This window comes from Pseudomonas sp. 09C 129 (assembly GCF_002843625.1).
Taxonomy (GTDB): Bacteria; Pseudomonadota; Gammaproteobacteria; order Pseudomonadales; family Pseudomonadaceae; genus Aquipseudomonas; species Aquipseudomonas chlororaphis.
Window position 1 is genome coordinate 4,478,379 of sequence record NZ_CP025261.1, and the last position, 19,656, is coordinate 4,498,034.

The 19,656-nt window shown below is 64.6% G+C and carries 17 protein-coding genes; 6 read left to right on the forward strand and 11 right to left on the reverse strand.

Going from position 1 to position 19,656, the window contains the following annotated elements; translation table 11 throughout:
• From CXQ81_RS31265 to CXQ81_RS20075, 3 genes are read left to right on the forward strand one after another with little or no spacing between them, the layout of a single operon-like run.
• Positions 1-828: an HNH/endonuclease VII fold toxin-2 domain-containing protein gene (locus CXQ81_RS31265; RefSeq protein ID WP_371860909.1), complete on the forward strand. Its 828-nt coding sequence runs from the start codon at positions 1-3 to the stop codon at positions 826-828.
• Positions 828-1,739 carry a hypothetical protein gene (locus CXQ81_RS20070; protein WP_101338325.1) on the forward strand — a complete coding sequence of 304 codons (912 nt, stop codon included), beginning with the start codon at positions 828-830 and terminating at the stop codon, positions 1,737-1,739. Before CXQ81_RS31265 ends, CXQ81_RS20070 begins: the two co-directional genes overlap by 1 nt.
• A gap of 7 nt (positions 1,740-1,746) precedes the next feature.
• The gene (locus CXQ81_RS20075) at positions 1,747-3,015 is read left to right on the forward strand and encodes a TIGR02270 family protein (RefSeq protein WP_371860910.1); all 1,269 of its coding nucleotides are present in this window, start codon (positions 1,747-1,749) and stop codon (positions 3,013-3,015) included.
• A gap of 74 nt (positions 3,016-3,089) precedes the next feature.
• On the opposite strand, the gene CXQ81_RS20080 is transcribed toward CXQ81_RS20075, so the two are convergent.
• From CXQ81_RS20080 to CXQ81_RS20105, 6 genes are all read right to left on the reverse strand, one after another.
• Entirely contained in the window at positions 3,090-3,995 is a 906-nt protein-coding gene (locus CXQ81_RS20080; RefSeq protein ID WP_101338327.1) for a LysR family transcriptional regulator, read from the reverse strand.
• 835 nt (positions 3,996-4,830) lie between these two features.
• Complete coding sequence (gene ycaC / locus CXQ81_RS20085; protein ID WP_007924341.1) at positions 4,831-5,457, reverse strand: isochorismate family cysteine hydrolase YcaC; 627 nt, start codon at positions 5,455-5,457, stop codon at positions 4,831-4,833.
• Positions 5,458-5,525: 68 nt separating this feature from the next.
• Complete coding sequence (locus tag CXQ81_RS20090) at positions 5,526-7,364, reverse strand: amidohydrolase (protein WP_101339450.1); 1,839 nt, start codon at positions 7,362-7,364, stop codon at positions 5,526-5,528.
• A 118-nt stretch (positions 7,365-7,482) separates the two neighbouring features.
• On the reverse strand, positions 7,483-8,112 hold the full coding sequence (locus CXQ81_RS20095; RefSeq protein WP_101338328.1) for an antibiotic biosynthesis monooxygenase: 630 nt from the start codon (positions 8,110-8,112) through the stop codon (positions 7,483-7,485).
• Positions 8,105-8,521 (reverse strand): DoxX family protein, encoded by a 417-nt coding sequence (locus tag CXQ81_RS20100; RefSeq protein ID WP_101338329.1) that lies wholly within the window; start codon positions 8,519-8,521, stop codon positions 8,105-8,107. Before CXQ81_RS20100 ends, CXQ81_RS20095 begins: the two co-directional genes overlap by 8 nt.
• Positions 8,522-8,646: 125 nt before the next feature.
• Entirely contained in the window at positions 8,647-9,570 is a 924-nt protein-coding gene (locus tag CXQ81_RS20105; protein ID WP_101338330.1) for a LysR family transcriptional regulator, read from the reverse strand.
• Positions 9,571-9,862: 292 nt separating this feature from the next.
• Here CXQ81_RS20105 and CXQ81_RS20110 point away from each other — a divergent pair, with 292 nt between their 5' ends.
• Positions 9,863-10,288 (forward strand): AraC family transcriptional regulator, encoded by a 426-nt coding sequence (locus tag CXQ81_RS20110; protein WP_009044359.1) that lies wholly within the window; start codon positions 9,863-9,865, stop codon positions 10,286-10,288.
• A gap of 94 nt (positions 10,289-10,382) precedes the next feature.
• Here CXQ81_RS20110 and CXQ81_RS20115 read toward each other — a convergent pair whose 3' ends face one another.
• Positions 10,383-11,207 carry an alpha/beta fold hydrolase gene (locus tag CXQ81_RS20115; RefSeq protein WP_101338331.1) on the reverse strand — a complete coding sequence of 275 codons (825 nt, stop codon included), beginning with the start codon at positions 11,205-11,207 and terminating at the stop codon, positions 10,383-10,385.
• A 32-nt stretch (positions 11,208-11,239) separates the two neighbouring features.
• Positions 11,240-11,815 (reverse strand): flavodoxin family protein, encoded by a 576-nt coding sequence (locus CXQ81_RS20120; protein WP_101338332.1) that lies wholly within the window; start codon positions 11,813-11,815, stop codon positions 11,240-11,242.
• A 384-nt stretch (positions 11,816-12,199) separates the two neighbouring features.
• Here CXQ81_RS20120 and CXQ81_RS20125 point away from each other — a divergent pair, with 384 nt between their 5' ends.
• Entirely contained in the window at positions 12,200-15,016 is a 2,817-nt protein-coding gene (locus tag CXQ81_RS20125) for a winged helix-turn-helix domain-containing protein (RefSeq protein WP_101338333.1), read from the forward strand.
• Here the strand turns inward: CXQ81_RS20125 and CXQ81_RS20130 are convergent.
• On the reverse strand, positions 14,963-16,459 hold the full coding sequence (locus CXQ81_RS20130; RefSeq protein WP_101339451.1) for a winged helix-turn-helix domain-containing protein: 1,497 nt from the start codon (positions 16,457-16,459) through the stop codon (positions 14,963-14,965). The two genes, CXQ81_RS20125 and CXQ81_RS20130, sit on opposite strands and share 54 nt — an antisense overlap.
• A gap of 152 nt (positions 16,460-16,611) precedes the next feature.
• A complete protein-coding gene (locus CXQ81_RS20135; RefSeq protein ID WP_101338334.1) occupies positions 16,612-17,562 on the reverse strand; it encodes a GlxA family transcriptional regulator in 951 nt (316 codons plus the stop codon).
• 222 nt (positions 17,563-17,784) lie between these two features.
• On the opposite strand from CXQ81_RS20135, the gene CXQ81_RS20140 reads away from it, so the two are divergent.
• The gene (locus CXQ81_RS20140; RefSeq protein ID WP_101338335.1) at positions 17,785-18,507 is read left to right on the forward strand and encodes a pirin family protein; all 723 of its coding nucleotides are present in this window, start codon (positions 17,785-17,787) and stop codon (positions 18,505-18,507) included.
• 210 nt (positions 18,508-18,717) lie between these two features.
• Here CXQ81_RS20140 and CXQ81_RS20145 read toward each other — a convergent pair whose 3' ends face one another.
• Entirely contained in the window at positions 18,718-19,122 is a 405-nt protein-coding gene (locus CXQ81_RS20145) for a DUF6124 family protein (RefSeq protein ID WP_101338336.1), read from the reverse strand.
• Positions 19,123-19,656: the final 534 nt, after the last annotated feature.

Consider the following 19,656-nt stretch of genomic DNA (forward strand, 5'->3'; position numbering starts at 1 on the left):
ATGCCCGAAGGGGAATGCAAAGAGCAGACAAAGAAAACAACGAAGTGCATGGAAAAGCACGTCAAGCAGAACACCCACAAAGATAAAAGAAAGGCGCACCACAAACCCGGCACCACAAAGAAGGCCGCCATGACCGATGACGCTGCTGTGGACTGGACTGAATTGCTGGAAAAGGATGCGGGTAAGGGCGAGTTCTACAACAAGAAAGGTGCCCGCGAGAGCATGTGCAAGGACGATGATTGTAAAGACCAGTTCCAGTGCAACCTCGTTCCTTTTGATTTTGGCTGCTGCGGAGGCCAAACACCTCACCATGTCGTGCCCGCGCATTGCTTCCTTCCTTCAGGGGAGCGGAAAAGCGAAACAGGCGCCCGCTATCCAGGCACAGAGAAATACGATGATGTGAAGGCACCCTGTATCTGTCTTGAAGGTGCGACCAAGAGCGACAGCGATGCGGCAGGAAACGTGAAGGAGCATGGCCGCGTCCACGCTATCGTCGATGTGGCAGAAGATAAGTTCATGAACGAAGAAAAACTCTTTACCCCCACTGGCAAACCGAAGATGGAGGGTGGCCAGCAAGCCGTCAAGAAAACGGCCGGCACTTGGAATTTCGCCCAGGCGAACAAAGCCGGTTGCGATGCCATCAGCAGTGTCAAGGGTTGTGATTCCGCATGCATGCAGGCGCAGAGCGAGTCCGCCCACAAACAGATGGGCCTGGATGTTGGGCCGGGTAAGTCGGACAAACTCATGTTGCGGGCCGACTCATTCGGCACTCGTACGCCTGAAGGCTTTGTGCCAAAAAGCAATACCAATAGCGGAGCAGGAATGTGATGGATAACACAAGTGTCACTTTTTTGAATGGCCACTCCCCACGGCGAAACTCTCTGGGCCTCATCGCCTTCCCAAACAGTCTCGATGGAAGGACCAATTTCTGCCGTTTCTTCAGCAAAACCCCCGACGACCGTTGGTTTCACACTGACTTCGATTTCCAGGCGAAAGCCGTCAGCGCCATTATCGACGAGTACAGCGGCTACAAGGCTTGGTGGGTACTGGGAAAAAATGGGGAGGTCGCTGAACTGGTGATTGGCGGCCCTACAAACTTGGAACAAATCGCCGGTGCCGGGCTCAATCGCACCCAGCCTTATGGTTACCTGGAGTCGCTGAAGAACATTCGGAATACTTTGTACGCCTGCGGCTATGGTCGCCAGGTATACAAACGCGACAGTAACGGCTGGAGGTCGATTGCCGATTCGATACTCACTCGCGAGAAAGCAACCGGTTTTTTTGATATCGACGGGCTGGATCACGACAACCTTTATGCGGTTGGCTGGAAGGGGGAAATCTATTTCTACGACGGTAGTCGCTGGCTCAAGGATGACAGCCCAACGACCGCACATTTATCCAGTGTGAAATGCTTGGACGATGGCACCGTTTTCATCAGCGGTGACCGAGGCATTGTCCTTAAGGGGTCGTTCAACCACTGGCAGTTGATTGAGACAGAGGGCTTCACCGGCAACTGGTACGGTTTGGAAAGTTTCAACGGGGATATTTATCTTGCGGGAAATGCGGAAATCGCTCGTATCGAGGACAACACCATCGTTGCAGTGAAGGTGGCAGAAACGCCTATCACTACCCATCGACTCAATGCCAAGGACGGGCTGCTCTGGTCGATTGGTGAAAGCGATATCTACGTATTCGATGGTGACCGCTGGACGGAAGTGAAACATCCCGATAATCGCTGATTGGATACTGTCCGTGCATTTTTCGATACCACAAACGCTCCTCCAACACACCGAAGAAGCCAGCTTCCTCGCCATCCTGCGCGATTACGCCATGCGTGCACCGCATTACAACCTTGACGACCTAAGCAAACTCGACAATCGCCTCGAAGCCCACCTCGACGGCCTTCGAATCGCCGGCACCTCCGGCCTCGAGACTCTGCTGGCTCAACTCGGCCCGCACGCTATCGGCGAGTTGTTCGCCAGTGTGGTGCTGGCCTTCGAGGCGGGTAACGCGCAAGTGCTGTCGCGGCTCAGCGAGCACTTGCGCAGTGCCGTGGAAACGGAGCGCGGCTATCTGATGGCCTTGGGTTGGCTCGACTGGGAGCGGGTATCGCCCTGGATCGAGCGCATGCTCGCCTCCCCCGAGCCCCTGTTCCGCCGCCTGGGCCTGGCCGCCTGCGGTATGCACCGTCACGATCCCGGCTCCGCCCTGCTGGCCGGGCTGTCCCATGCCGACCCCGGCGTGCTGGCGCGGGCCGCTCGTACTGCCGGCGAGTTGCGCCGTCGTGACCTGATGTCGGCGATTCGTGCCCACCGCCAGCATCAGGAGGCAGCCCCACGCTTCTGGGCCAACTGGGCCACCGCGCAGATGGGCGACGAGGAAGCTTTGGAGCCACTGCGCCAGTTCGCCGAGCAAGCGGGCGAGTTCCAGTACCGCGCGCTCTGCGTATGGCTGGCCTGGCAAAAGCGCGAGCACAGCATCGCCTGGATCCGCCAGTTGATGCAGAACCCCGGGCAGCGGCGCATCGGCATCCAGGCCGTCGGGCTGCTGGGCGATCCGGTCAGTGTGCCCTGGCTGATCCAGCAGATGGGCGACCTGCCTCATGCCCGCGTCGCTGGCGAGGCCTTCAGCCTGATGACTGGCGCCGACCTGGCGCTGCTCGATCTGGAATTGCAGGACCTGCCGGATTTCGATGCCGGGCCGAACGACGACCCTGAGGATGCCAATGTCGCCATGGACCCCGATGAGAACCTGCCCTGGCCCGACCCACCGTTGATCGCCGCCTGGTGGCAAGCCCATGCAGGCGATTTCCAGGCGGGCGTGGGTTATGTGCTGGGGCTGCGACAGAGCGAAAGCAGTTATCGGCAAGCGCTTGTCCAAGGGCAGCAACGCCAGCGTATCGCCGCGGCATGCGGCATCGCTCGCTTGCGGCCGACCGAAGTGCTGTTCCCCACCAGCGCACTCGCCTGGCGGCAAAAGGCATTGTTGGGAGAGCCGGCGGGGTTCGGGCGCTGAGCCGGCAGCTGCCCCGGATGGCACCGGGCTACACCGGACAGCCCCCGCCAACGCCAGCGCATTCTCCCCACGCCTTATCGCGCGACCGAAGCCACGCCGCGATTCAGCTGTTCGCGCAGGAACTCGATAAACACCTGCACCGGCCGCGAACCCTGGCGGTGCTGCGGGTAGACCGCCGACAAGGCCAGGGGCGCGGGCTCGAAGCCGTCCAGCACCGATACCAACAGCCCGTCCTTGAGCGCGGCCTCGACGATAAAGGTCGGCAGATAGGTAATGCCCATGCCGGCGATGGCCGCGTCCTTGAGCAATTCGCCGTTGTTGACCCGCATCCTGCCGGTGACGTTGACCAGCAAGGGCTTATTGCCCTGCCCTTCGAAACGCCACTGCACCTGGCGGCCATGGCCGTAAGGCAAGCAGTCGTGGCCCTGCAACTCCTCGGGCCTGAACGGGGTGCCGCGCTCGGCCAGGTACGCCGGGCTGGCGCAATACACCCGCTGGATCGAGGCGATGCGCCGGGCGATCAGCGTCGAGTCTTCCAGCACGCCGATGCGCAAGGCCAGGTCGTAGCCCTCGCCGAGCAAGTCCACCGGCCGGTCGCTGAGATCGACCTCGACCGCGACATCGCGATAACGCCGCAGGAACAGCGGCAACAGCTCCCCCAGATGGGCCATGGCGAACGACAGCGGCGCGCTCAGGCGAATGGTGCCCCGGGGTTCGACGGTCTGGCCGGCGATGCCCTGCTCCACCTGTTCGACTTCGCTGAGCAGGCGCAGGGCCGACTCGTAGTAGCTCTGGCCCAGAGGCGTCACGTCCAGGCGCCGGGTCGAGCGATTGAGCAGGCGCACGCCCAGGCGCTCTTCCAGCTGCATCAGGCGCCGGCTGACGAACTGCTTGGACAGGCCCAGCTGATCCGCCGCCGCGGTGAAGCTGCCGGCGTCCATGACCTGGCAAAAAATACGCATGTCTTCGAACGGGTTCATTGTCACTCTCTGGTTGACAGCTGAACGCTTTATAGCGGCTTTTTCGCGTTCCGGCACCTCATTCCACCTGGAAAACCACATCGCCTGGTTTTACGACGGCTGGGCCGCCGATCGCAGCCTGCGGCAGCGGCTACAAGGACCGCGATGCCTGTGTAGCCGCTGCCGAACTTGCGAGGCTGCGAACGGCAACGCAGTTGCCGCAAAACCTGAGTCCGCGATCTGCCTGGAAAACCACATCACCTGGTTTGACGACGGCTGCGCCGCCGATCGCAGCCTGCGGCAGCGGCTACAGGGACCGCGATACCTGTGTAGCCCTGCCGAGCTTGCGAGGCTGCGAACGGCAACGCAGTTGCCGCAAAACCTGAGTCCGCGATCTGCCTGGAAAACCAGCTCGCCTGGTTTGACGACGGCTGCGCCGCCGATCGCAGCCTGCGGCAGCGGCTACAGGGACCGCGATACCTGTGTAGCCGCTGCCGAACTTGCGAGGCTGCGAACGGCAACGCAGTTGCCGCAAAACCTGAGTCCGCGATCTGCCTGGAAAACCAGCTCGCCTGATTTGACGACGGCTGCGCCGCCGATCGCAGCCTGCGGCAGCGGCTACAAGGACCGCGATGCCTGTGTAGCCGCTGCCGAGCTTGCGAGGCTGCGAACGGCAACGCAGTTGCCGCAAAACCTGAGTCCGCGATCTGCCTGGAAAACCACCTCGCCTGGTTTGACGACGGCTACGCCGCCGATCGCAGGCTACGCCAGCGGCTACAGGGATCGCGGTGTCCGCGAGGCAAAAAAATGCCCGCACAATGGCGGGCATTCATTCGTGCCAGCGGTAGCGCAAGGTTTACTTGGCAGTGAACGCCGAGTAGCTGTTCATCAGGTTGCGATAGTTCGGGATACGCTGCGACAGCAGGTTGGCCAGGCCTTCCATGTCGTTGCGCCAGTCGCGCTGCAACTCGCACGCCACGGAGAACCAGTTGACCAGCTGTGCGCCGGCGGCGGCCATGCGGGCCCAGGCAGCCTGCTGCACCACCTCGTTGAAGGTACCGGAAGCGTCGGTCACGACGAACACGTCAAAACCTTCTTCCAGTGCACACAGGGTCGGGAACGCCACGCAGACGTCGGTCACCACGCCAGCGATGATCAGTTGCTTGCGGCCGGTGGCCTTGATCGCCTTGACGAAGTCTTCGTTGTCCCAGGCATTGATCTGGCCTGGGCGAGCGATGTAGGGCGCATCCGGGAACATCTGTTTCAGCTCGGGCACCAGCGGGCCGTTCGGGCCGGATTCGAAGCTGGTGGTGAGGATGGTCGGCAGCTTGAAGAACTTGGCGCAGTCGGCCAGGGCCAGCACGTTGTTCTTGAACTCGTTTGGCGAGAAATCCTGGACCAGCGAGATCAGGCCGGTCTGGTGATCGACCAGCAGGACAACGGCGTCATTAATGTCCAGACGTTTGTAGGGTACGTTGCTCATGTGAAACTCCTAGGTGGATGGATGTCGCTATGGGTGCCGGCCACTGCGGCCGGCACTGTTGTTGATCGTCAGAAGGCAAAGCACGAGCAGCCGAAGGCGCCCCAGAAACCCTGGAAGTCACTGACCGGCACATTCGACAGGCGCGCCCGCTCGTGGCTGTGGGCATGCACCGCGCACGGGCCGCTGCACTGGTGCACCTGGGCCACCAGCGGCGAGGTCGGACGCCAGTGCCCCGGCACCTTGACCACCGGCGACCAGTCCGGCAGCACCGGCACCATCGGTGGCGAGAGCTTGGAGAAGTCGCCGGCGGCGTACACCACCTTGCCGTCGACCACGGTCAGCACCGACTCGATCCACTTGATGGCCTCTTCCTCGATGCTGAAGAAGTCCGCGGACAGGGCCGCCAGGTCCGCCAGCTGGCCGACTTTGATCTGGCCCTTCTTGCCCTGCTCCGAGGAGAACCAGGCGCTGCCATGGGTGAACAGTTCCAGCGCGGTCTGCCGCGGCAGGCCTTCGGCATGCAGCTCCATGCCGCCCACGGTCTTGCCGCTGACCATCCAGTACAGGGACGTCCAGGGGTTGTAGCTGGAGACCCGGGTGGCATCGGTGCCGGCGCCCACCGGCACACCTTCGGCCAGCATGCGTTTGATCGGCGGGGTCTGTTCGGCGGCCTTGGCGCCGTAGCGATCGACGAAGTATTCGCCCTGGAACGCCATGCGGTCCTGGATCGCGATGCCGCCGCCGAGGGCACGAACCCGCTCGATGTTTTTCGGCGTGATGGTTTCAGCGTGGTCGAAGAACCACGGCAGGCCATTGAACGGAATGTCGCGGTTGACCTTCTCGAACACGTCGAGCATGCGCGAGATCGATTCGTCGTAGGTGGCGTGCAGGCGGAACGGCCAGCGCTGTTCCACCAGATGGCGCACCACCGGTTCCAGTTCCTGCTCCATGGTCTGCGGCAGGTCCGGACGCGGTTCGAGGAAGTCCTCGAAGTCGGCGGCGGAGAACACCAGCATTTCCCCGGCGCCGTTATGGCGCAGGAAGTCGTCGCCCTGGTGCAGCTTGACGCTGCCGGTCCAGTTCTTGAAGTCGGTGAGTTCTTCCTTGGGCTTCTGGGTGAACAGGTTGTAGGCAATGCGCACCGTCAACTGCTGCTCACGGGCCAGTTGCTCGATCACCGCGTAGTCGTCCGGGTAGTTCTGGAAACCGCCGCCGGCATCGATGGCGCTGGTCAGGCCGAGGCGATTGAGTTCACGCATGAACTGGCGGGTCGAGTTGACCTGGTATTCCAGCGGCAGCTTCGGCCCCTTGGCCAGGGTCGAATAGAGAATCATCGCGTTCGGCCGCGCCACCAGCATGCCGGTGGGCTCGCCGTTGCTGTCGCGCACGATCTCGCCACCCGGCGGGTTCGGCGTGTTGCGGGTGTAGCCGGCGACCCGCAAGGCTGCGCGGTTGAGCAAGGCGCGGTCGTACAGGTGCAGGACGAACACCGGGGTGTCCGGCGCCGCCTGGTTGAGTTCTTCCAGGGTCGGCATGCGTTTTTCGGCGAACTGGAACTCGTTCCAGCCGCCCACCACCCGCACCCACTGCGGGGTTGGCGTGCGGTCGGCCTGGTCCTTGAGCATGCGCAGGGCGTCGGCCAGCGACGGCACGCCTTCCCAGCGCAGTTCCAGGTTGTAGTTCAGGCCACCGCGGATCAGGTGCAGGTGCGAGTCGTTGAGGCCGGGGATCACCGTGCGCCCCTTGAGGTCGATGACCTGGGTGGCGCCGCCGCGCAGGGCCATGGCCTCGGCATCGGTGCCCACGGCGACGAAGCGCCCCTGGCTGATGGCGACCGCGCTGGCGCGGGGCTTCTCGCGGTCGACGGTGTGGAATTGACCATTGAACAGAATCAGATCGGCGTTCATCGGATGTCCTTCTGAATGGGAAGAGGCAAGGGACAGGCGCGGCCAGAAAGCCGCCGCGGCGCTGAGCAAGGACCCGGCTGCGAGCAAGTGGCGGCGCAGCGGATCGGTCGGGTCATCGTTATTGGCCATGGCCGGGCTCCAGGTGTCGATCGGTGGCAGAGGCTTGCAACCAGGGGGCGAACAGCCGGGTCGCCAAGGGCATGAACAGATAGACCACCGAGAGCACGATGGTCAGGGTGATCAGGAAAGTGGCGACCACGTAATTGCCAAGCCAGGCATTCAGTTGCAGCACAGGCCCCCAGATCAGCGGCACCAGCAGGGTGTGCGGCAGAATTACCAGCATAGTCAACAGCGCCTGCTTCCAGCGTGGCGGTGGCGAAGCGGCGTCGGTCTGGATGGAAAACCAGAACTCATGGACCGGGTGGACTTCGGTCTGGTCGCCGTCGGCCAGCATCGGCGCGGCTTCGTCCACCAGCGTCCGGCGTTGCGGCGAGTCGAGCCAGCGCTGCATCGCCTCGGTGGAGCAAAAGCGCAGCACGCAGGTGAACAGGTCGAGGCCGCCGCTCTTGCCGCGAATCACGTCCACGCCCAGGTGCCCCTCGTACTGCCCGGCAACCCCGACAATGCGCCGCAACCAGGCTTCATAGGGCGCTTCCAGGCCAGCCTTGACCCGGTGCTTGACGATCAGCGTCACGACCTCATCGGAGTCCGGCCGCGCAGTGGCTTCGAGGCGATTGGAATCAGACATGACGCAAGGCTCCGGCGAAACGATCATTGAGGGCCAGCCGTCCCGGGCCGGCGATAAAAATGCTGCTGAACAGGATCAACAACAGCCAGGCGAACTGGCCTTCGGCCAGGCTCCACTGCGGATGCACCACCAGCAGTGCCACCAGCAGCACCGCGAGGATCGGCAGGCACGCCAGGCGTACCGCCACCCCGGCGACAATCAGCAACGGGCACAGCACCTCGGCGAAAATCGCCAGCATCAGCGTCAGGTTGGCGCCCAGTCGGAACGGGTCTTCGATGCGTTGCAGTTGCGCGCTGTAGTCGAGCAGTTTCGGCAGGCCGTGCACCCACAGCAGAAACAGCCCGGCGCTGACTCGCAGAAACAGCAGCCCGAGGTCCCGGGCCCGTGCATCCCATGGTGAAGCGTTCATTGGCGCACCCGCACAATTTGAAAATCCCCGGCATCGACGCCGAGATTGCATGGTGCCGCTGCGCGGTCGGGAAAAATTGAATGTATGTGCTCTCTTGCCGCAGGGACCGGATCGACCGCCCGCGCCTAGGCGCCGTGGATCTTCAAGGGCTCGGACATGAACTGGGCGATCCGCGAGCGCAACCAGCGCTCGGCCGGATCGTTGTCATGCACCCCGCTCCAGGCCATGGACAGCTGCGCCGCCTCGATGGCGAACGGCGGGTCCTCGGCGCGCAAGGCGCAGCCTTCGACCAGGGCACAGGCCGCGTAGTCGGGCACGGTGGCGATCATCTCGGTGCCGGCGAGCAAGGCCCGCAGACCGCTGAACTGCGGCACCCCCAACACCACCCGGCGGCTGCGCCCGACCTTGGCCAGGTCGAGGTCGATATTGCCGCTCAGGTCGCCGGAGAACGACACCATGGCGTGGGGCCGCCGGCAGTATTCATCGAGGGTCAAGGGTTCGGGCCGGTTGTCGCCGCGCAGCACCTTGCAGCCGATGTCCCGCAGCTTCTTGCGCTTGGCATTGGCCGGCAATTCAGTGGTGTAGCTGACCCCGACCGAGATCTCCCCGGAGGCCAGCAAGGCCGGCATCAACAGGTAGTTGGCCCGGCGCACCACCACGACTATGCCCGGAGCCTCCTCGCGCAACCGGCTCAACAGCGGCGGAAACAGACCGAACTCGGCATCGTCCGAGAGGCCGATGCGGAACAGGTCGCAGCTGGTCGCCGGGTCGAACTCCTTGGCCCGGCTGACCGCGCCCGAGATCGCGTCCATCGCCGGTTGCAGCTCCTTGAGGATCACCAGCGCCCGGGCCGTCGGCTCCATGCTGCGACCGTTGCGCAACAGCAGCGGATCGTCGAACAGGTCGCGCAGGCGGCCCAGCGCGGCGCTCACCGCGGGTTGGCCCATGAACAGTTTTTCGGCGACCCGGGTCAGGTTCTTTTCGAACATCAGGGCCTCGAAAATCACCAGCAGGTTCATGTCGATGCGGCGCAGATCGTTACGGTTCATCGGTACGGTCCCCTTGTCTTGTCAGCCCTGTACGAACTATCCAGCGGTAGGCCGCCCCGGCTTGCGGCTTGCGGGAGCATGCACGCCTGCCCCACGGAAAAATTGCAGCCATGTGCTCAGTTGCCGCGGATACGCAACCTGCGGCTGAGCGGAATTAACAACGTTTAACTCGCAAGCCCACCGCCCCGCCACCAAGAATGAAGCCCTCTGCGCAGACCTGTTTTCTAAATCGGGAAGCGCCCGACCCACCCCGCGGTGCGCCGGCGCATGCCCACCGACACGGAATTTCGTCATGGCCCACGCTCAGCACAACGCCGTCAGGGCGTCCGTCCCGCAACCCCGAAAAACCACCCCCGGCGGCCTTTCTCCCTGGCGCGAAAGCCTGGTCAAGCAAATGATCCTCGACGGCCTGAGCGACACCCTGGAAGTCACCGAACTCGCCCGCGCCTGCGCCCTGTCCCGCAGCCATTTCTCCCGCGCCTTCAAGTGCAGCACCGGCCTGTCGCCCCAGGAATGGATTCGCTGCCAGCGCATCGCCCGGGCCAAGCAACTGATCCGCAACACCGACCTGACCCTGACGCAGATCAGCCTGGAATGCGGCTTCTGCGACCAGGCGCACTTCTGCCACATCTTCACCCACAGCGAAGGCATCAATCCGTTCGCCTGGCGGTGCCGGGTCCTGGGCGCCCGCCCCTGCCTCGACCAGGCGAGCGCATAAGGCCGCGGCACGCTCGAGGGCCGACAATAAAAAACGCCGGGGGGCAAAACCTCCCGGCGTTTTTTCATGGATCAGGCGCAGGTCGCCGAACCACTCAGGCCTCGATGAACGCCAGCAGGTCGGCGTTGAGCTGATCCTTGTGGGTGTCGGTCAGGCCATGGGGCGCGCCTGGGTAGACCAGCAGCTTAGCGCCCTTGACCAGCTTGGCCGAGGCGATGCCGGCGGCTTCGATCGGCACGATCTGGTCGGCGTCGCCGTGCACCACCAGGGTCGGCACGTCGAACTTCTTCAGGTCTTCGGTGAAGTCGGTTTCGGAGAAGGCCTTGATGCAGTCATAGGCGTTCTTGTGGCCCGCCGTCATGCCCTGCATCCAGAACCAGTCGATCATGCCCTGGGACGGCTTGGCGCCAGGCTGGTTGAAGCCGAAGAACGGCCCGCTGGCGACGTCCTTGTACAGCTGCGAACGGTCGGCCAGGGACGCTTCGCGCAGGCCGTCGAAGACCTCGATCGGCAGGCCGCCGGGGTTGGCCGCGGTCCTGAGCATCAGTGGCGGCACCGCGGAAATCAGCCCGGCCTTGGCAACCCGCGCCGTGCCGTGGCGACCGATGTAGCGCGCCACTTCGCCACCGCCGGTGGAGAAGCCGAACAGCACCGCGTTCCGCAGGTCCAGGCGTTCGATCAACTGCGCCAGGTCGTCGGCATAGGTGTCCATCTCGTTGCCCGACCAGGGCTGGCTGGAACGGCCATGCCCGCGGCGGTCATGGGCGATGACCCGGTAGCCCCTGGATGCCAGGAAGATCATCTGTGCCTCCCAGCTGTCGGCATTCAGCGGCCAGCCATGGCTGAAGACGACGGGTTGGCCGCTGCCCCAGTCCTTGTAATAGATCTCGGTACCGTCGCGGGTGGTGAATGTGCTCATGGCGTTTTTGCTCCTTCAGGGGGTTGGGTGACTCAAATCGATGAATGGCCCAGGCGCTCGGCCAGGCGCGCCACCCGCTCGCCCAGGTGCGCGGCGGTGCGGCGGTCTTCCAGGGGCGGCGCGTGTTCGGGGGACTGTTCGACATTCGACTGGGCCATGGCGCCCAGGGAACTGCCGAGGCGATTCAACTGGCCATCGAATACCCCGCGGCTGGAGCGCGCCGGCAGCAGGTCGAGGCCGACCCAGATCATCGAGTGCTGGGCCGCGAAGACCGCCATCTGCACCAGGGTGTTGAGCTTGTCGCCACACAGGCAACCGGAATTGGTGAAGCCGGCGGCGAGCTTGTCGCGCCAGGGCTGGGCCAGGTAGAACGCCGCGGTGGCCTCCATGAACCCCTTGAACGGCGCCGAGGCGCTGCCCATGTAGGTCGGCGCGCCGAAGATGATGGCGTCGGCCTGGTGCAGGCACTCCCACTGCTCGTGCACCGCCTCCACCGGAATCAGCCGGCAGGCGCTGCCCAGGTGACTCTCCACCCCCTGGGCCACGGCTTCGGCCATGACCCGGGTATGGCCATAGCCACTGTGATAGACCACCACCACCTTGCTCATTCCGGCATCCTCCAGAGGTGTTCATCCCTTTTTCCTGCGCGCGGCACACCCGACCGTCCCTGCGGTTGGCGACCGTGAAGGTCTGGAGTTTTGGCCGTAGGGCGGACCCAGGGCGAGTTAAACGTTGTTAATTTTCAAGGGCCCAGGCACCGCCCCTGCCCGCTCGTCGCCAAGGCCGCGGCCAATAAATACGGGGCCCATCGCTGGCAAGAAGATTGCTGCGGCTAGCGCACTCGAGGCACGCCCGTCCGCGTTGCGTTGCGTTGTTCAGGAAACCTGAGGAACATGCTCGAAAACCGCGGGATAGAAGGCCGTGCCCTTCGTCCGCCCGCCCCGCGCAGGTGCCACGGGGAGGATAAAAAAAACAGCAACAGGAGTGAGCCGTTGACCCTACCCCCCGAACAGGCTGTGCATTTCGGCCCCTACCGGATCTACCCCGGGCAACGCCTGATCCTGGAAGCCGAGCGGCCCTTGCGCCTGGGCCGCCGCTCCATGGACATCCTGCTGATCCTGCTGGAACACGCCGGCGAAGTGGTCAGCAAGCAGCAACTGATCGCCCGGGTCTGGCCCAGGAGCGTGGTCGAAGACACCAACCTGCGGGTGCACATGGCGGCGCTGCGCAAGGCCCTGGGCGACGGCCAGGCCGGCCAGCGCTATATCGTCACCGTGGCCCAGCGCGGCTACAGCTTCGTCGCGCCCTTCGCCCTGGAGCCGTTCGCCCCCGAGCGCTTCGAGCAAGGCTCCAAAGCCCCTTCGGCCGAGCCGGGCGGGCATAACCTGCCGGTGCGCCGCACCCGCCTGATCGGGCGCCAGGCCCTGGTGGACAATGTGATGACGCAACTGGCGCGCCAGCGCTTCATCACCCTGGTCGGCCCCGGCGGCATCGGCAAGACCACCGTGGCCCTGCGGGTCGCCGAACAGCTGATCGGCCAGTACCGGGACGGCATCCGCCTGCTGGACCTGGCCCCGCTCAACGACCCACGGATGATCACCAGCCACCTGGCGACCCTGCTCGACCTGGCGCTGCACGACGACGAACCGCTGGCCAGCCTGGCGAACTTCCTGCGCGAGCGGCAGATGCTGCTGGTGATCGACAACTGCGAGCACCTGCTCGATGCCATCGCGCCGCTCTGCGAAAGCATCCTGCGCGCTGCACCACAAGTGCATGTCCTGGCCACCAGCCGCGAGAGCCTGCGGGCCGAGGGCGAATTCGTGCAACGCCTGGAGTCCCTGGATTGCCCACCGCCCATCGCGGTGCTGGACCGCGCCCAGGCCCTGACTTTCTCGGCCCTGCAATTGTTCGTCGAGCGGGCGATGGCCAGCCACGACAGCTTCGAACTGAGCCAGGACGAACTGCCCCTGGCGATCGATATCTGCCGGCGCCTGGACGGCATTCCCCTGGCCATCGAACTGGCCGCCGCCCAGGTCGGCAACCTGGGGCTCGCGGGCTTGCTCAGCCAGTTGCACGGCAGTTTCCGCCTGCTGACCCAGGGCTGCCAGGTCACCCCGGGCCGTCATCAGACCCTGCGCGCCACCCTGGACTGGAGCTTCGAACTGCTCAGCGCCTGCGAGCAGGCCTGCCTGCGCCGGCTGGGCGTATTCAGGGGCGGCTTCACCCTGCCATCGGCCGCGGCGGTGATCGTCGACGCGCACATCGAAGCCAGCGCGGTTTTTACCGCGATCACCCAGTTGGTGGCCAAGTCCCTGCTGAACGTGGAGGTCGGCGACGAGGAAGTGTTCTATCGCCTGCTGGACACCACCCGCAGCTATGCCCTGGAAAAACTCGAGCAGGCCGCCGAACTGCCGGCTACCCGCAGGCGCCACGCCGAGCGTTGCCTGGCCTTGATGCATCAGGCCCGGGACGACTGGGAGCAGACGCCCTCGACGCTGTGGGTCGAGCGGCACGCCCGCAGCCTGGAAGACATCCGCGCGGCACTCGACTGGGGCTTGAATGCCCAGGGCCCGCAACAGCTGGCGATCCACCTGGCCGCGGCCTCCGCACCGCTGTGGCAGGAGCTGTCGCTGCTCAAGGAACACGGCGGCTATGTGCGCCAGGCCCTGGCCCTGCTGCACGCGGCGGGCGAGGCCTGCCCGCGCCTGACCCAGGCCCTCAAGCTGGCCCTCGGCAGCGCCTGCTACCACACCCAGGGCAGCAGCACCGAGGCCATCGAGGCCTTCGTCGCGGCCAGGGCCCTGGCCGAAAGCACCGACGATGTGGCCGCCCAGCTCAAGGCGGTGTCCGGGCACATGGCGGTCAACCTCAGTTGCGGTCACTACCAACTGGCCCTGGAGCAAAGCCGGCAGTTCGACCACCTGGCGCGGCGCGGCGCCGGCCCGACCGCGATGTCCCTCAGCACCCAGCGCCTGCAGGTGCTGGCCCTGCACTTCGCCGGCGACCAACCACGGGCCCGGGACCAGGCCGAGCAAGTCATCCAGCTGATGGCCCAGAGCGGCAATCTGAGCCGCTTCACCCGCGGCTTTGGCGTGCAGTACGACCAGAGCGTCGCCGCCCTGACGATCCTGGCGCGGATCCTCTGGCTGCAAGGCCATCCGGAACAGGCCTGGCGCACCGCGCGCCAGGCCCTGGACATCGCCCTGCAGATCAACCACGGCACCTCTATCTGCTACACCCTGGCCCTGGCCGGCTGCCTGATCGCCCACTACAACGGCGACGCCGCGACCGCCCGCGAACTCCTGCGCCTGCTGCTGGAGCAGGCGCAGAAGCATTCGGTGCTGCTGTTCTACACCTGGGGCCGGCACTATGCGCAGGTCATCGAAGGCGCCCCGGAGTTCTCGCCGCCGCAATCCGGCACCGGGCTGATCGGCGAAATCATGGTGACCCTGGACGGCGCTTTCATCGACAACGCCTTGCTGCAACGGGCCGAAAGCGGCACCGCGGGCTGGAGCACGGCGGAGATCCTGCGCACCCGGGCCGAGGCGCTGCTGACCGACAATGCGCCTGACGCCGCCGAAGCAGTGCTGCACCAGGCGTTGGCAGTGGCCAGGGCCCAGAGCGCACTGACCTGGGAATTGCGCAGCGCCACCTCGCTGGCCCGGCTCTGGCAGCGCCAGGGCCAGGCCCGGCGCGCCCATGAGCTGCTCGAACCGCTCTACGCCCGCTTCACCGAAGGTTTTGCCACGCCGGACCTAACCCGCGTCCGGGAGCTGCTCGATGAGCTGCAACGACAGGTGCCTGACTGACAGCCAGCGGGCCTTGCCGATGGCGTGGGCATGCCGCCTTTCGAACACCCGCAATTGCCCGCTGTGTTCCAGCTTCTGCAGCGCGTAGGCGCGGGTAGTGTTGAGAAAGCGGTAATGCGTCGTGCCCTGGCCGGGCTCCACCACCAGCAGCGATTTGCGCGCCAGTTGCGCCATCACCTCGGCCACGCACTCGGGCCGCAGCACCGCACAGCTGATGACGTCGGTGGCGGCCTGCACAGTGAAGGCCATGTCGAACACCGCCAGGCGCTGCAACAGGCTTTGCTCCAGCGGGCTCAGCCGCTGATAGCTCCAGTCCAGGGCGGACTCGAGCGTCCGATGCCGGGCCACGGCGGTGCGCCGGCCCTGGGTCAGCAATTGAAAGCAGTTGTCCAGCTGCGCTTGCAGCCCCACCAGCGCCAGCGCATCGATCTGCGCCGCCGCCAGCTCGATGGCCAATGGCAAGCCATCGAGCCGCCGACAGATTTCGCGCACCGCGGCCAGGTCCTGTTCCCGCAAGGCAAAGCCTTGCTGGCGGGCCCGGGCACGGCTGACCAACAGCTGCACCGCCGAATGGCTCATGACTTCCGCCACGCTGTGCAACGACGAGGCCGGCGGCACCGACAAGGCCGCCAGGCCATGCACCGCCTCCCCCGAAACCCGCAGCGGTTCGCGGCTGGTGGCCAGGATCGACAGCCGTGGCGCCGAGGCCAGCAACGGCTCGACCACGGCCCGGCAGCGTTCGAGCAGATGCTCGCAATTGTCCAGCACCAGCAAGGCATGCCGGGTTGCCAGCGCCTCCAGGCCGGCGTCCAGTTCGAGGCTGTGCCTGAGGTGCTCGACCAATTGCGCCGGGTTGTCGATGCTCGCCAGGTCGATGAACCACACGCCGTCGCGGTAGTGCTGCAACAGCAGCTCGGCGACCTGCAGCGCGACCGTGGTCTTGCCGATCCCCGCCGGACCGACCAGGGTCATGAACCGGCGCACCGGCAACTGCCGGACCAGGCTGCCGACCACCGGGTCGCGACCGATGACCGGGGTCAACCGTGCCGGCAGGTTGTGCTGGGGCTTGTGCAGGCTCGCCAGCGCGACCGGCTCCCCTTGCGCCTCACGCCGCACCGGGGCGGTGAAGCAGTAACCGCGCTGCGGAATGTTGACGATGTAGCCTTGCCCGTCCTGGCCCTCGCCGAGGGCGCGGCGCAGGGCGGCGATGTGCACGCGCAGGTTGATGTCCTCGACCACCGAGTTCGGCCAGACACGAGCGATCAATTCGTCCTTGCCCACCACCTGGCCGGCGCGCTCGACCAGCACCCGCAGGATGTCCAGGGCACGCCCGCCCATGCGCAACGGCCGGTCGCCGTCCAGGACCAGCCGCTGCCGCAGGTGGAAGGCGTAGGGGCCGAACCGCAGCAGTCCGTCGCCGTTCAAATCTCTGATGCTGTTCATGCGTATCCACATGCTGGAAACCTGGCCGGCGCCAGGCTCCCGCACCTCCATTTCCGAGAGTTCCCCGGTATCTTGGCAGGCACCGATGACGGTACAACCGCCCTGGAGGGAGCGTCACGGCCATCGCGGTGCGCCAGACGGACAAGCCGGCGCTAGCTGAACTGTTCGCGGTACTGGGTGGGGGTCAGGCCGAGCTTTTCGCCGAACAGGAAGCGCATGTGCCGCACGCTGCCGAAGCCGCTTTTGTAGGCCACGGTCTTGAGCGGCAGGTCGCTGGTTTCCAGCAGGTTCCTGGCGCGGTCGATGCGCGCGCTTTGCAGGAACTCCATGGGCGTCATGTTCACCTCCCGGGCAAACACCCGGGCGAAATGCCGCGAACTCATGTTCGCCAGGCTGGCCATGCGCTCGATGCTGAAGGCTTCTTCCAGGTGTTCGAGCACATGGTTCTGCACCCGGGTCACCGGCGTCTCCTGCGGCGCCACCGTGGCCATCAACGGGCTGAACTGCGCCTGCCCGCCCTGGCGCTTCATCACCACCAGCAACACCTTGGCCACGTCCTGGGCGACTTTCTTGCCGTGGTCCCGGGCGACCACCGCCAGCGCCAGGTCGATGCCGGCGGTGACCCCGCCCGAGGTGATCAGGTTGCGATCCTCGACAAAGATCTGGTCGGTCTCCACCGTCGCCTCGGGGAAGGCCCGGATCAGGCGTTCCGTGTAGTGCCAGTGGGTTGTCACCCGATACCCGTCGAGCAAACCGGCATGCCCGAGGATGAAGGCCCCGGTGCAGATCGAGCCATAGACCGCCGAGCGGCGCACGGCCGCCGCCAGCCAGTCGAGCAAGGGGCGGTGCTTTTCGTTGTAGGCCCCCGGCCCGCCGGGCACCAGCAGCAGGTCATAGCTGCCGCGCGCCTGGTCGATATGCAGATCGGCCTGCACCTTGACGCCGTTGGAAGCGCGCAACGCGCCGTGCTCGGTACCGATTGTCGAGAGCTGGTAATGGTCCTTCGGCTCCAGATAACGGTTGGCGATGGAAAACACCTCCATGGGCCCGGCCATGTCGAGCAGGAGAAAGTCTGGAAACAACACCATTGCCACGGTTTTCATGGGTAAATATCACTGATATCAAAGGGTTGGAAGCATAACGCCGACCCTGGACATTATGCCCGGACGGCGCGCGCTCATCGGGCAAGAATACGTGATTCATCGCACAAAATTGTCAACCTGAACAGGACAGTATTTCAGTTTCCATCTACTTATTGCGCCGCAGGGTAAACATTAGCCTTCTCCTCAACCGGACGAATTCCCGTTCCGACAGGAGATTCCCTCATGCTGACCCTTCGCAAAGCCTCTGATCGCGGCGCCGCCAACCACGGTTGGTTGAAGTCGTTCCACACCTTTTCCTTCGCCAACTATCGCAACCCGCGGGAGCAGGGTTTTTCCGACCTGCTGGTGATCAACGACGACCGGGTCGCCGCCGGCAAAGGCTTCGGCCAACACCCGCACCGGGACATGGAGATTTTCTCCTATGTGCTCGAAGGCGCCCTGGAACACAAGGACACCCTGGGCACCGGTTCGGTGATCCGCCCTGGCGACGTGCAACTGATGAGCGCCGGCAGCGGCGTGGCGCACAGCGAGTACAACCACTCGGCCACCCAGCCGGTGCACTTCCTGCAGATCTGGATAGTGCCGGACGTCAGCGGCGCCAAGCCACGTTACCAGCAAGAGCATTTCAGCCCACGGCAAAAACGCGGCCGCCTGCAACTGATCATCTCCCCCGAGGGGGCCGACGGTTCGCTGCAGGTGCGCCAGGATGCGCGGGTGTATGCCGGGCTGATCGACGGCCAGGAAAGCGCCACCCTCAAGCTCGACGCCAACCGCTACGCCTACGTGCATGTGGCCCGCGGCTCGGTCGACCTCAACGGCCTGCTCTTGCAGGAAGGCGATGGTGTGCGGGTCCGCGAGGAACAGGCGCTGACTTTGAGCAAGGGCGTGGATGCCGAAGTGCTGGTGTTCGATCTGCGTGCGCAGGAACTGCCGGAAATGCCGTGACCGGCACCGGCCCGGGGGCTTGCGTCCCCGGGCCTTTTTTCGACGTTGACAGGCGCCCAGGGGCCGGTGGAAGCCCTCGACCGCAGCGGCTGACAGCCGCTAGCGCCTATTCGTTCGCGTCAACCAGCCTGACCGAGTTGCACAAGGGGCGTTCGCCTTTTTCCCCTGCCCCTCTGCGGCCGTTCGACGGGTGTGCGATGCCCTCCCGCCTCAAAACGTCTGCGCTGCTCCCTGCCTTCGCGCCCCATCCAGCAACGCATCCACCACCGCCCGCGCCATTTCCACCGAATGAATCATCGACCAGATCAAGCCCCGCTCGATCCCGCTGGCACTGGTGATCTCATCCGCCGTCTCCTCGGCGCACTTGAGCAACAACGACACATGCAACAACGCCTCCTCGGCGCTGACGCCAGGGCGAACGGCGAATAGCGGACGGCCGTTGCCGTCATGACAACCGAACGTGCTGCTGCCGGTTTCCTGCAAAGCACGGTGCAAAGGCTCACCCTCAACGCGACTTTCCAGTGCCTGAAGAAGGGTTTGATTGGGAATTTCCAGCTGAACTATTTGTTCGCGGCTGGGCGAAAGAATGGGCGGATCGGGGACGATCTTTTTCATGACGCGGCTCCTTCTTTGATGAAGACCGCCAGCATCACTTGCAGATGATGGGTGGCGGCTACGTGCAGGTCTGCAAGACCGGGAAGAAGAAGCAAACCCGGCAGACCCGAAAGTCTCCCGCACGCAGCCACCATAAATCGAGCTGACATCTCAACGATTCCGTGTGTGCGTCTAGCGCTTCTTGCTTGTTCGGGCTTGCAGTCCCGATCGCTGATTTTGCAGCAACCGGGGCAGCCTAGCCCCGAACATTCAACAGGCACAAGACGCCAAAACCGCAGAAATGTAACCCGGCGATTCTCTCGGAAATGCCCTACAAATCAAAGAGAAAAGCCGCTCAAGCCACGAGCTTTTTTCGCGAGCAATCGAGCGTCGACCGGCTGCTCCTACAAAGGCCAAATGCACAACCTGAGAACGCCCAATCGCTGTAGCCGCTGCCGCAGGCTGCGATCGACCGCATAGCGGGCGCTGGGTCTTGAGACCGCTGGAGGACCTTCGGTCCTATCGCAGCCTGCGGCAGCGGCTACAGGTACGTGA